We start from the raw sequence: 12,587 nt of genomic DNA, 5'->3' as shown, positions 1-12,587 counted from the left end.
TCCCCTGCCCGCAGGGAAGCTGCCCGGAGGGCTGAGAGGTGCTCTTGAGAGACGTCACCCCGTCGCGACGTCGTGATGCAACGATGATGGCGCGCGCTGCCCGCCCAGCCAGGGCAGCACCAGCGCGCTGAGCCCGAACACCACGGCGATGGCCAGGGCGATATGGCCGTCCAGATGGCCAATCCCGAACCAGCGTCCGCTGAACAGCGGCACGACGGCGGTGGCCAGCACGCGGACGCCTTCGGCCCACACCGCCCAGCGGCGGCCTTCCATCAACGCACCGACCACGCACAGGCTGGCGACCAGGTACAGCGCATACAGCAGCAGGGCGGAAAAGCCGGCGCTGCCGGCCATGCCGAGGAACTGCGTGGCCATGCCCAGCAGCAGGGCGAACTGCAGCAGCACGTAGAGTTTCAGCGGCCACGACAGCGGCGGATCGAAACGCTCGGTGGGCATGGTGAAGTCGGGCTTCGGGAAGCGCGCCGCCACGTCGGCCGGACGCCAGCCCGGCGGCTTGATCCAGACCAGCAGCTTGTCGCGCCAGCGCTTCGCATGCCATGCGTCCTGCGCGGTCTTCCAGTACACCTCGGCGTTCGCCCACAGCGGGTTCCAGCTGCGCAGCGGCGAGCGCGTGCCGTAGACCGGCTTGTCGCTGTCGTCCTCCTCGACAAAGCTGCCGAACAGGCGATCCCACACGATCAGGATGCCGCCGTAGTTGCGGTCCAGGTAACGATCGTTCACCGCGTGATGGGCGCGATGGTTGGACGGCGAGCAGAACACCCGGTCGAACCAGCCGAGCCGGCCGATCTGTTCGGTGTGCACCCAGAACTGGTACAGCAGGTCGATCAGCGCCACCACCACGAACACCTTCAGCGGCACGCCGACGATCGCCATCGGCAGGTAGAACACCCAACCCAGCAGCGCGCCGCTGCCGGTCTGGCGCAGCGCGGTGGACAGGTTGTAGTGCTCGCTCTGGTGATGCACCACGTGGGCGGCCCACAGGATGTTCACCTCGTGGCCCATGCGGTGCAGCCAGTAGTAGCAGAAGTCGTAGAACAGCAGCGCGCCGGCCCACACCCACAGGCTGTTCTCCGGCAGCGCGAACAGCGCCAGGTGTTCGACGCACCAGGCATAGATGCCGATCGTCACCAGCTTGGTGAACACGCCGACCAGCTGCGAGATCACGCCCAGGCCGATGCTGTTGATCGCATCGTTGGCGGCGTACGCCTGCCGGCCGCGCAGTTTCGCCACCAGCAATTCGATGCCGATCAGCAGGAAGAAGACCGGTGTGGCCCAGGTGATGATGAGTTCCTGCGTATTCACTTCGCCGCCTCTGTCACGATCGGGGACCCGACCCGCTGCACCGAGCGCGCGATCCACCACAACGCCAGATAGTACGCCGCCAGCACCCACAGGCTGGACCACGGCAGCGGACCGTCGAAGCGGTTCCACGCCAGCAGGCAGTCGCTGAGCATGAAGGTCAGGCCGCCGATCGCCGCCAGCCGCGCCGCCGGCGCCTGCGGGTCGCCGCGTTGGGCCAGCACCCGTGCGCGCACCAGAGCCTGGCCGCCCATGCTGGCCAGCACCACCACGTAGACGATCACCGGCATGCGCAGCGCCGGCCCGATCGCATCCCACAGCAGGACCATGTTCACTGCGCCGAAACCCAGCGTGGCCAGCAGCAGCCACGGCCGCGCGGCGAAGCGGCAGTCGCCGGTGAACGCGGCGATGAAACACAGGTGGCCGCACAGGAAGGCCAGCAGCCCCGGCACGAACAGGTCGCCCGGCAGCATCAGCAGGACGTCGCCCAGCAGCGAGCAGGCGATGCCGGCAAGCACCAGCCGCCGGTAGCGCGGCGACTGCGCCGGCCGCGACTGCCAGGCCAGCACGAAGATCAGCACGGTGGCCAGCGGCTTGCCCAGCCAGTGCAGCCAGTGCCATGCCGGCGACGGATGGCTGGCCGCGAGCAGCGCGCCGGCGATGGCGGCAAATGCCGCCAGCAGGATGGCCACCGCCAGTCCTCGCGGGTAGCGTGGCGTGGCGGTATCGAAGGCAAGAACGGACATGCGTATCCCCGTTGACGACTGCCGTCGATCATAGCCGGACGCCGCCACCTGTCGGCCAGGCTTGAGGACAGGGTCGACCCCGCTCAGCGCGGCGCGGGTGCGCGTCGGCGGGGGCTGCCGTACATCTCGCGGTAGACCTCGCTGATCCGGGCCTCCAGCGTGCCGCCCTGGCGCGCCTGGCTGAAGGCCTCGTTCAATTGTTTCTCGGCCACATGCAGATGACGCAGGAAGTGGCGCTCGTCGCCGGACAGCCCGCACTCGGCCATCTGCTGTTCCAGCGTGGGGTCGACGGGCGGGTCAGCGGGCGTGGGAGTCGGGGGCGGCGGCAGGCGATCTTTCATGCCGGAAACAAAGCAAGACACTTGCCATTCAGCTTTCCGCCGCGACGCCGCCCCGCTGCGTCAGACAGCACCGGCGCAGGCCGGTGCCGCGACGGATGGGCGACGCAAACTGCCCCCGGGTGTCACTGATAGACGTGCAGCCGGTTGATCGTCCAGGCGTGGTACGAGTCCAGCACGCCGGGGATCGCGCAGTCGTCGTACAGGCCGCTGCAGCGCGTGCGCAATTCGCGCGACGCGGTGAAGTACGCATCGGTGGGCACGCCGGCCGCCTGCAACACCATGCCGGGCAGAAAGGCGATGTCGAGCATCGGATACGCCGGCAGCGGCGTCCCGGCAAAATTGCTCTTCACCATGTAATAGGTGAGGTAGTCGCGATACGGCGCCAGCGCCGGCGGCGTGCTCCGCTCCAGCTTGCGGATGCCGCCGTTGAACGAGGGCTGGTGATCGCCGAAGTGCACCAGCACGGTTGGCTGTGGGCGGTCGAGGAAGGCGCGCTCGAGCCCGCGCATCGCCACGTCCGAATCGTGCAGCCGCGACAGGTAGGTGTCGAAGTTCAGCGCCATGCCCGGCGCAAGCCCGCGCAGCAGGTTGCGGTAGGGCGCGGGCAGCTTGTCCATCGGCTGGTGGTCGTGCGGGCCGTGCTGGTTCAAGGTCAGGATCATGATGAACACCGGTTGCCCCGGCTTCCTCAGCTTGTCGTAGATGCGTTTGGCCGCGGCGAACATCTGCGCGTCGCTTTCCTCCCATTCCTCCAGGCCCAGTTCGTCGGCGCCGTACAGATGATCGAAACCGTAGGCGCGGTACGCATTGTCGCCGTTGATGAAGCTGGCGGCGGTGGGATACACGCCGATGGTGAGGTAGCCCAGCCGGCGCAGCTGCAGCGCCAGCGCATCGTGCACGTTGGGCGCCAGCACGTAGGGCGCATACATGCCGCCGGAGCCGAAGATGTCCTGCGGCATGCCGGTCAGCGCGGCGAACTCGCTGACCCAGGTGCCGCCGCCGAAGGTATGCACGCGCAGCACGCCGTGCCCCCGCGTGCGCGCATCGGGCTGGAACATCGCCACCCGGCACGCCGGCACGTTGCAGTTGGTGTAGTTCGACGGGTCGAAGGTGCTTTCCTCCAGCACCTGCACGATGTCCGGGTACGGCGGCGGCCGGCTGGCCGGCGTGCCCGACGCGGTGGCGCCCCAGTCGCGCTCGGCCACCTCGTCGCTGGCCATCGGCGGCAACTGCACGTCGGCGTCGCGCAGGTTCACGAAGAAGTTGGTCAGCTGTGCGTCGTCGGACATCTTCTGCCACGCATTGCGCGAATGCGCCCGGGCGAACGGCCCGGCCGGCAGCATGCACAGCCAGAAACCCAGCGCGCACGCCGCGATCCCGCCCAGCCGGATCGGCATCGCCCGCGACGCACGCAGGCTGGCCAGCAGCCGCCAGTCCCAGCGCCACACCAGGTACAGCAGCGGCGGCAGCAGCAGGCACAGCGCGATGCCCACGGTGTACAGGTGCGGGTAGTGGCGCAAGGTGTCAAGCAGGCTGGTGCGCACGTAGTAGATGAAGTCCGACGGCATCAGCTGCGAATCAAGGTAGCGCAGCTTCAGCACCGCCACCGACTTCAGCAGCAGGAACAGCCCGCCGCCCACCACCAGGCCGCTGGCAAAACGCCCGAACGCCAGCAGCAGCACGCCGCAGCTGCACAGCATCAGGGCCATGATGAAGGCGCGCTGCAGCGGCAGCGGTTCCTGCCACGCCGTCAGCGCGATGCAGCCGCCCAAAAACGCCAGCGCGCACAACACCACCACACCGGCTCGCGATGGGCGCAAAGATAGTCGACGCATGCCTGGTCAGTCCCCCTGTAGGACCCTTGTCACTGGGTTGTCATCTTACGGTCTTGGCCACTGCACTGCGCAGCGGCGCACTCGCGCCGGAACGGAGCCATTCATCGGCCCCGGCACGCATCCGGCCATGCCGATCTGCTAGTTTCTGCGGCCTGACCCAAGCTCCCGTCCCCGGAATCCCCATGTCGTCACGCCTGTTGCGCTCCACCACTCCCCTGCTCGCCCTCGCCGGCGCCCTGCTCGCCGGCTGCGCCGGCCTGCCCTGGCAAGGCAGCGCGCTGGCCGACGGTTCGCGCGCTAACGTGGCCATCCTGGAAACCACCGACATCCATTCGAACGTGCTCAGCTACGACTACTACAAGCTGAAGCCGGACGAGTCACTGGGCTACGAACGCACCGCCACGCTGATCCGCCGCGCCCGCGCCGAGTTTTCCAACACCTTCCTGTTCGACAGCGGCGACACCATCCAGGGCAGCGTGCTGGCCGACTACCAGGCGCTGGTGAAGCCGGTCGGCTGCGCGCAGGAACTGGCCGTCTACCAGGCGATGGACGCGATGGGCTACGACGGCGGCACCGCCGGCAACCACGAGTTCAACTACGGCCTGGGCTTCCTGTCGCAGGTCACCGGCACGCCGATGAACGTGGACGGCGGCCACGACAACCGCTGCGCCGGCCCGCACTTCCCGCTGGTGCTGGCCAACGTCTACAGCGCGCGCGACGGCAAGCCGATCTTCAGGCCGTGGACCGTGGTGACGAAAACCATCAGCGCCTACACCCCGGACGGCAGCCGCATCGAGGTGCCGCTGAAGGTGGGCATCATCGGCTTCACCCCGCCGCCGATCATGGACTGGGACAAGCAGAACCTGGCCGGCAAGGTCACCGTCAGTGGTGTCGTCGAGGCAGCGCAGAAATACCTGCCCGAGCTCAAGGCGCAGCATCCCGACCTGATCGTGGCGATCCTGCACGGCGGCCTCAACACCGCGCCGTACACCCCGCAGATGGAAAACGCGGGCTGGTACCTGGCCGGCGTGCCCGGCATCGACGCCCTGCTGCTCGGCCACTCGCACACCGAATTCCCCGGTCCGCACTACGCCGGCATGAAGGACGTCGATGCAAAGCGCGGCCTGGTCCGCGGCGTGCCCACGGTGATGGGCGGCTTCTTCGGCAAGGACCTGGGCGTGATCCGGCTGGTGCTGGATCGCCAGGGCGGCCGCTGGGTGGTCGACCGCGACGAGAGCCACAGCGAAGTACGCCCGATCTGCAGCAAGTCAGGCAGCCCGAACAAGTCGGGCTCGCAAGCTGTCGAGTGCGTGCCGGCCGATCCGGCCATCGCGCCGCTGGTGCAGCAGGCCCATGAAGCGGCCATCGCCTACGTCAACACGCCGATCGGCAACAGCAGCGTGCAAATGAGCAGCTACTTCGCCGACGAGGGCAACATGAGCGCACTGGCGCCGGTCAACGCCGCCCAAGCCGACTACGTGCGCACTGAACTTCCCCACTCGCACCCCGAACTGGCCGACGTGCCGGTGCTGTCCGCCGCCGCCGCCTTCCGCACCGGCTTCGGCGGCCCCGACGACTACACCGACGTCGCCGCCGGCCCGCTCACCCTGCGCAGCGCCGCCGACCTGTACTTCTATCCGAACACCCTGGCCGCGGTGAAGACCGACGGCGCCGGCCTCAAGGCCTGGCTGGAAAAATCCGCCGGCCGCTTCAACCGCATCGACCCGGCCAAAGCCGGCGAGCAGCAGCTGATCAACAGCCGTTTCGTCGGCTACAACTTCGACCAGATCCAGGGCGGCATCCACTACGTCATCGACGTCTCGAAACCGGTCGGCCAGCGCATCACCACGCTGAGCTACCAGGGCAAGCCGGTGGTGCCGAGCGACCCGTTCATCATCGTCACCAACAACTACCGCGCCAGCGGCGGCGGCCACTTCCCCGGCCTCGACGGCAGCAACATCGTGCTCACCGCGCCGGATGGCACCCGCGAGATCCTGGCGAAGTGGATCGAGCGCAAGAAGCAGATTGGCGTTGCCGACCTCGAGCCCACCTCATGGAACTTCGCCCCACTGAAAGTGCACGGGCCTGTGGTATTCACCGGGGCGGCGAACAAGCTCGATGTGGCGAAGGCTGCCGGGTTGACGAACATTCGATTGGTGAAGGACAACGGGGATGGGACGGCGATTTACGCGATCGACCTCTCGCATTAAGCGATGCAGCTTGTAGGGCGCGCACTGCCCACCGCTCGGCTTTCTGTTGATTCCCGAAACGCATCAAGAGCAAGAGCTTTCGTCCTCCTGACGGAGGGCGAGTCCCTTTCTCTTGAGTGGCCAAGAGAAAGGAACCAAAGAGAAGGCCACCCCGCTTCCGCGCCTTGCGGACATCCTGTCCGCAAGGTTCGCGGTCGGGCTACGGGGTTTGTCGACAGGGCATCCTGCCCTGACGCCAAACTGCCTGACATCCATGTCAGGCACCCTGCGGGCTGATCCTCCACCCGCCCGCCGCTGCAGAGGGGCCCCGGGTAGAGCAGCGGGCCATCGTGGCCCGCACTTCTCAGAAAGGCCAGAGCCGCGCCAGCTGCGCCGTCAGCGCTAGCCCCACGCCTCATCGTCCTCGACCCACTCCAGAAGCAGCTCGGCTCTGGACGCCAGCAGCGGCGCAAGTTCTTCATCATTTTCGCCGGTGCCTATAACAAACGTCGGATGCGTTTCGCCGCGCGCCATGCAAGCTGCCTTTTCTTGCCAAAGCGACGCAATGGCTTTCACGGCTTCACGTGGATTGCGGATACCTGCTGCCGAAACGTAGTCACAAGGACAGTCGCCACAAATGGCCCACCAACTGACAGCACCCTGTGTGGACGCGCTGCCGATACGCCACACCGACACGTACGGGGACGCCGACCAGGCGGGAATCTCCTCGACGACGCCGTGTTGAACGCCCTCACGATGCAGGTATGCGAGCACTTCGCCACGCTGCTCCGCGAACCAGCGCGCCTCCACTTCGGGGTCTTCGTAATCTTCCATGGATCAGCACCACTACTCGATTCGCGCGATATTTCAGGACAAAAGCCTCACGCGGCTGGGATTGACGGGAAGTCTCTTACGGAGTGGTCAGGCCGAAACCTGAGTTGACATGCCTTCCGGAAGCTTGCCCCGCACGTGGAAGGTCAGGGCCGCTTCCGCTGCACATGCGACGAACGCCTCCCACTCGCTCATCTTGAACACCTCGGAGTCGTGAATGACATGTTTGGGCGTGGCGAAGCACAGTAGTTCCCAGCCATCGTCCAGGCGCTTGAGTGACTGGATCTCATCTGCCGAAAAAACGGGCGAAGGAAAGTTGGCCTCGCAGATCGGACGGGTAATGAAGTCCTCCCATTGATTGAGCAACTCGCCCATACCCAGTCGTGGCTCGCTCTCGGCTTGATATTCCACCACCCACTCGACGTACTCGATGAGTCGGTTGCGGATACGTTGTTCCAGCACCAGAGGGTCCATGACATCCGTTGAAGTGGTTCGCGCAGAATTGGAAGCCTGACGCTGAGGTTGAGCGTCGGCGAAGTCGTTTGTCTTGATCAAGGTGCTGGACGACTCACCAGAACCGCCACCAAGGCCGCCTTGTTTCTGTTGGTGAAGTGTTGCCGTCCGGATACGTAATGCGCTCGGCCTGCGGGTCATATACAGCCAGCCCATGCTTCCGTGCGAGCGAGTGAACGAAGGCGGATACGTATTCTGCTTTTGACCAGACAGACGGCATGATGACGTGCCCGGGAGAGCGATCGAGCGCACAGCTCCAAGGACAAAGATCGTGGTCGTCGACGAGGTCGTCCGGGATCGTGTCGATTTCGGGATGCTTCGCAGTCAGTTCGGCGTAGAAAGCGTCGACGGAGGCATGCGGCTCGATCTGGCATGCCTCGTCCTCGCACAAGCGTGCATAGAGCAAGCCGGCCTCCTTGTCCGTGAGGCGATCATGCGGATACCACACACCCAAATCGAAGCTCATCGACCCGCCCGCATGCTGGGCCCCGCATTGGGGGCATATGCCACGGATGTTCAGCGCTGGCCTGTTGCGCGTCAAGCAGACACCTCCCAAGGTTCGGCGGGCATTTGCCGGGCGAAGTAGTGCAACGAGCCTGAGGTGCGGGCTCGCTTTTGAACGCCTCCTTGAGGCCGAAATCAAGCCACTCACAGGGCTCCAAGGATCAAGAGCAAACCCCACCCCAACCCTTTCTGCGACCGAAGGAGGTCTCTTTAGGGGCAAGCGGGGGAGGGAGATAGGCGAGGCGCAGCCGCACGCCTCAAACGAACGACGCGCACCGTCACTCGTTTGTGCCCGTCGACAGCCCTGCCGACGGCACACTTTCCGCCTTCGCTCTTCGCTCTTCGCTTTTCAGCTCTCGCAACCGCGCAGCGGTTGCGCACCGAGTGCGGGCCACGATGGCCCGCTGCTCTACCCGGGGCCCCTCTGCAGCGGCGAGGCGGGGGCGACAGGCCGCGTAGCGGGCGTTGCCAGGGATGGCAACGCCTTTTCGCGCGAACTTTCCGGGCAGGAAGCCCGGAAAGCGCGGAAGCGGGGTGGCCTCTCTTTGGGCCACGTTTCTCTGGCCACACAGAGAAAGGTGGCTCGGCTGCCGCAGGCAGACGAAAGCTTTTGCTCTTGATGACAGCAAGGCACGAAGAATCAAGGAAGCAAGATCAAAAGCAGACCCCACCCCGGCCCTCCCCTGCGAGCAGGGGAGGGAGACGAGCCAACTCAATCGATCGGCGTATGCCGATACGTGCTCACGTCCGCAGCTTGCACCGCCCCCGCCTGGTTCGACCACGACTGGCGGATGTAGCTGACCACCGCCGCGACGTCCTCGTCGCTCAGTTGCTGCGCGAACGGCGGCATCGAATAGGGTTGCGGGTTGCCCGCGGTGACCGGGGCGAAGCCCCCGAGAAGCACGCTGCGGGTGGCGTTGATGCCGGTGGGTTCGGTGACCGAGGTGTTGCCGTCCAGTGGCGGGTAGATGCCGGCCACGCCCTGGCCGTTGTCGCCGTGGCAGTCGGCGCAGCGCTGGGCGTACAGCTTGCCGCCCTGCTCGTGGCTGGCCGCGCGCTTGAACGGCGCGGCGGCCACGGCCGGTGCGCGTGGCGGCAGCGATTGCAGATAGACGGCTATCGACTGCAGGTCGGCGTCGGTCATGTGCTGGGTGCTCAGGCGCACCACGTCGGCCATCGGGCCGAAGGCGCTGCCCTTGGCGGACTGGCCGGTCTTCAGCAGGTCGACGATGTCCGGCGCGCTCCAGCCGACGAGGCCGCCGCCGGCCTGAGTGCTGAGGTCGGGCGCGTACCAGTTCATCGCCGGGATCTGGCCGCCGGTGAGGTGGCGATCCGGTTCGATGCCGCCCAGCGAATCGCGCGTGGTGTGGCATTCGTTGCAATGGCCCAGGCCCTGCACCAGATAGGCACCGCGGTTCCATTCGGGCGACTTCGCCGGGTCGGGCTGGAACACGCCCGGCTTGAAGTACAGCGCGCGCCACGCCAGCAGGCTCTTGCGCACGTTGTACGGAAAGTCGAGCCCAGGCTCGCTGTTGGGGCGATGCACCGCCGGCAGCGATTTCAGGTAGGCGAAGATCGCCAGCGCGTCGTCGCGGGTGACCTTGGTGAACGAGGTGTAGGAGAACACCGGATACAGCAGCTGGCCGTGGCGGCCCCTGCCGTCGTGCAGCGCGCGCCAGAAATCGTCGAAGCTCCACTGGCCGATGCCGGTTTCCGGATCGGGCGTGATGTTGGGCGCGGGCACGTCGCCGAACGGCGTGGCCAGCGCGCGGCCGCCGGCGTAGCGTTGGCCGTCGCGGGCGGTGTGGCAGGCCGCGCAATCGCCGGCGGTGGCCAGATATTCGCCCCGCGCGATGATGGCCGGATCGTGCAATGCCGCGGTGTCGGCATCGCGCTGCGCCGGCGACGACGGCGCGACGTGGCCGCCGCCGACGAACACCCACGCCAGCACGCCGACCAGCAACAGCAAGGCCAGCCACCACCAGCCACGTCGCAACCGGCTCATGGCGCCACCCCGCTGTGGCCCATCACGCACCAGCCGGGCAACGGCTCGGTCTGCGCACTGGCCGGTGCCGGGTGCAGGTCGGCCGGCGGCTCCTGGCTGGCCAGCCACGCCGATACCGCGGTGATGTCGGATTCGCGCATGCGGTTGGCCACCACGCCCATGCAATAGGGGCCTTCGGCCGCGCGGGTGCGGGTGCGCCACGACACCAGCTGCGCGCTGAGGTAGTCGTAGGACAGGCCCATCAGCCCGGGCATCATCGGCTGCACGCCAGTCAGTTTCGCGCCGTGGCAACTGACGCACGACGGCACGCCGCGGGTGGAGTCGCCGCGCAGCACGAGCTGTTCGCCGCGACGCAGGGTTTCGGTGGAAACCGGCGGCACCGGCAGCTTGCGATACGGCACGTCCTGCTGCGCGAAGTATTCGGCGATCTGCCGCAGATAGGCCGGACCGAGCTGGCGCACCACGTATTCCATCGGCGCGTGCTGGCGCTGGCCGGTCTGGAAATATTCCAGTTGCTGCAGTAGATAACCCGCCGGCTTGCCGGCCAGGCGCGGGATCAGCACGTTGTCCGGCGTGCCCGCACCGTGCGCGCCATGGCAACTGGTGCACGCGGCGACGCGTTGCTCGGTGGTGTCGGGCACCGGCGCCGCGGCGCTCTGCGGGGTGGCGGCGGACGCTGTGGCACCGGCACCGAAGGCGAGCAGCACGACGGCCGCGCGGAGCTTCGTGCGCAGGGAAAGGGACAGGTTCATCGGCCAATTGTAGGCCTGCGCAACCGGCCGCTTCGGGCTCGCGACAACCTGCCGCAGGCCGGCGGCGTCGCCGTTCCGCCCGGTTCCCGCCACGAAAAGGTTGCAGATGAATCTGTTGACCGCAGCGCAGCAATCCCCGTAAGGTCGAGCACATGTCGCCGCTTTCCACGCCAGCACGCCCGCACTGCGCACCGGTCCACACCGGTCGCATGGCGTCGTGCGCCGGCGTTGTCGCCGCGATGACCACCACCACGATTACCACCGGTACCGGTACCACGGGTTCCGGGCGGGGTGTCGTGCGTAGGTAAGTTTTCTACACGCAACGGCCCGCCCTCGACGAGGCGGGCCGGCTCACACCGACACGCCAGCGAGATCGGGCCTCCAAGGGAGAGGCCGTCGTGATCACCTGTGCACCCGAGCAAGTCCAGCATTTTCCGTTGCCGCCGCCCGCGCCGCCGCGCACCGGCAGCACGCGTCGCCGCGTGCTGGCGATCGGCGTGATCGGTCCCGGCCGGGTCGGCAGCGCGCTGCTGGAACAGTTGCGCACGGCGCAGGCACGACTGGCCCGCGACAGCGGACTGGAACTGAAGCTGTGCGGCGTGGTGGCCAGCAAGCGCATGTGGCTGGACTGCGACGACGCCGAGCTCAACGCCCGCCACGACGGCGCGCAGGTCTGGCGGCCGAATGACCTGGATGCGTTCGCCGAACACGTCCGCGGCAACGACGGCCGCCACGCGCTGCTGATCGACTGCAGCGCGAACGACGAGGTGGCGGCGCACTATCCGCGCTGGCTGGCCGGCGGCCTGCACGTGGTGACGCCGAACAAGCTGGCCGGCAGCGGACCGCTGCCGCGCTGGCAGGCGATCCGCGCAGCCTGCGCCGGCGGCGCGCGCTTTCGCTACGAGGCCACCGTCTGCGCCGGCCTGCCGGTGGTGCAGACGCTGCGCGACCTGCTCGACACCGGCGACGAACTGCTGGCGGTAGACGGCATGTTTTCCGGCACGCTGGCCTGGCTGTGCAACCGCCACGACGGCCGCCAACCGTTCTCCGCGCTGGTGCGCGAGGCGCACGCGCTGGGCTATACCGAGCCCGATCCGCGCGATGACCTGTCCGGCCTGGACGTGGCGCGCAAGCTGGTGATCCTGGCGCGCGAAGCGGGCTGGGCGCTGTCGCTGGAGGATGTCGACCTGCAAGGCCTGGTGCCGCCGGCGCTGGCCGCGCTGCCGCGCGACGACTTCATGCAGCGGCTCGACGAACTGGACGCGCCGATGGCCGCGAAACTGGCCGAGGCGCATGCCGAAGGTGGCGTGCTGCGCCACGTGGCCCGGCTCGACCGGCACGGCCGCGCCAGCGTGCGGCTGCAGGTGCTGCCCGCCAGCCACGCCTTCGCTCACACCCGGCTGACCGACAACATCGTGCAGTTCACCACCCGTCGCTACTGCGATAATCCGCTGTCGGTGCAAGGCCCCGGCGCCGGTCCGGAAGTGACCGCCGCCGGCGTGTTCACCGACCTGCTGCGCATCGCCGAGTCGCTGGAGGCGCGCGCATGAC

At 67.4% G+C, this 12,587-nt stretch carries 11 protein-coding genes; 2 read left to right on the top strand and 9 right to left on the bottom strand.

All coding sequences use genetic code 11. The features are described from left to right. Window positions 1-54: 54 nt before the first annotated feature. From ASD55_RS01905 to ASD55_RS01890, 4 genes are all read right to left on the bottom strand, one after another. Window positions 55-1,323 (bottom strand): sterol desaturase family protein, encoded by a 1,269-nt coding sequence (locus ASD55_RS01905; RefSeq protein WP_056763331.1) that lies wholly within the window; start codon window positions 1,321-1,323, stop codon window positions 55-57. Then, the gene (locus tag ASD55_RS01900; RefSeq protein ID WP_056763329.1) at window positions 1,320-2,066 is read right to left on the bottom strand and encodes a lysoplasmalogenase; all 747 of its coding nucleotides are present in this window, start codon (window positions 2,064-2,066) and stop codon (window positions 1,320-1,322) included. The genes ASD55_RS01905 and ASD55_RS01900 overlap by 4 nt, the downstream gene beginning before the upstream one ends. Before the next feature lie 83 nt (window positions 2,067-2,149). Then, window positions 2,150-2,407, bottom strand: coding sequence for a hypothetical protein (locus ASD55_RS01895; RefSeq protein ID WP_235577699.1), 258 nt, complete (start codon window positions 2,405-2,407; stop codon window positions 2,150-2,152). A gap of 122 nt (window positions 2,408-2,529) precedes the next feature. Beyond that, complete coding sequence (locus ASD55_RS01890) at window positions 2,530-4,242, bottom strand: sulfatase-like hydrolase/transferase (RefSeq protein WP_056763327.1); 1,713 nt, start codon at window positions 4,240-4,242, stop codon at window positions 2,530-2,532. A gap of 182 nt (window positions 4,243-4,424) precedes the next feature. On the opposite strand from ASD55_RS01890, the gene ASD55_RS01885 reads away from it, so the two are divergent. Beyond that, window positions 4,425-6,452: a bifunctional 2',3'-cyclic-nucleotide 2'-phosphodiesterase/3'-nucleotidase gene (locus ASD55_RS01885; protein WP_056763325.1), complete on the top strand. Its 2,028-nt coding sequence runs from the start codon at window positions 4,425-4,427 to the stop codon at window positions 6,450-6,452. Between the two features lie 381 nt (window positions 6,453-6,833). On the opposite strand, the gene ASD55_RS01880 is transcribed toward ASD55_RS01885, so the two are convergent. From ASD55_RS01880 to ASD55_RS01860, 5 genes are all read right to left on the bottom strand, one after another. Next, window positions 6,834-7,265 carry a DUF4826 family protein gene (locus ASD55_RS01880; protein ID WP_056763323.1) on the bottom strand — a complete coding sequence of 144 codons (432 nt, stop codon included), beginning with the start codon at window positions 7,263-7,265 and terminating at the stop codon, window positions 6,834-6,836. 87 nt (window positions 7,266-7,352) lie between these two features. Further along, on the bottom strand, window positions 7,353-7,736 hold the full coding sequence (locus ASD55_RS01875; RefSeq protein WP_056763321.1) for a hypothetical protein: 384 nt from the start codon (window positions 7,734-7,736) through the stop codon (window positions 7,353-7,355). A gap of 94 nt (window positions 7,737-7,830) precedes the next feature. Beyond that, window positions 7,831-8,241: a hypothetical protein gene (locus ASD55_RS01870; protein WP_056763319.1), complete on the bottom strand. Its 411-nt coding sequence runs from the start codon at window positions 8,239-8,241 to the stop codon at window positions 7,831-7,833. Window positions 8,242-8,991: 750 nt separating this feature from the next. Continuing rightward, window positions 8,992-10,284, bottom strand: coding sequence for a cytochrome c (locus ASD55_RS01865; protein ID WP_056763317.1), 1,293 nt, complete (start codon window positions 10,282-10,284; stop codon window positions 8,992-8,994). Continuing rightward, window positions 10,281-11,036, bottom strand: coding sequence for a c-type cytochrome (locus tag ASD55_RS01860; RefSeq protein ID WP_056764422.1), 756 nt, complete (start codon window positions 11,034-11,036; stop codon window positions 10,281-10,283). Before ASD55_RS01860 ends, ASD55_RS01865 begins: the two co-directional genes overlap by 4 nt. Window positions 11,037-11,434: 398 nt before the next feature. On the opposite strand from ASD55_RS01860, the gene ASD55_RS01855 reads away from it, so the two are divergent. Further along, window positions 11,435-12,586: a homoserine dehydrogenase gene (locus ASD55_RS01855; RefSeq protein WP_056763315.1), complete on the top strand. Its 1,152-nt coding sequence runs from the start codon at window positions 11,435-11,437 to the stop codon at window positions 12,584-12,586. The last annotated feature ends 1 nt before the right edge of the window (window position 12,587 follow it).

This window comes from Rhodanobacter sp. Root561 (assembly GCF_001427365.1).
In the GTDB taxonomy this organism is placed as follows: Bacteria; Pseudomonadota; Gammaproteobacteria; order Xanthomonadales; family Rhodanobacteraceae; genus Rhodanobacter.
Note: the sequence above shows the minus strand (reverse complement) of the source record. Positions and strands in the feature narration are given on the sequence as shown.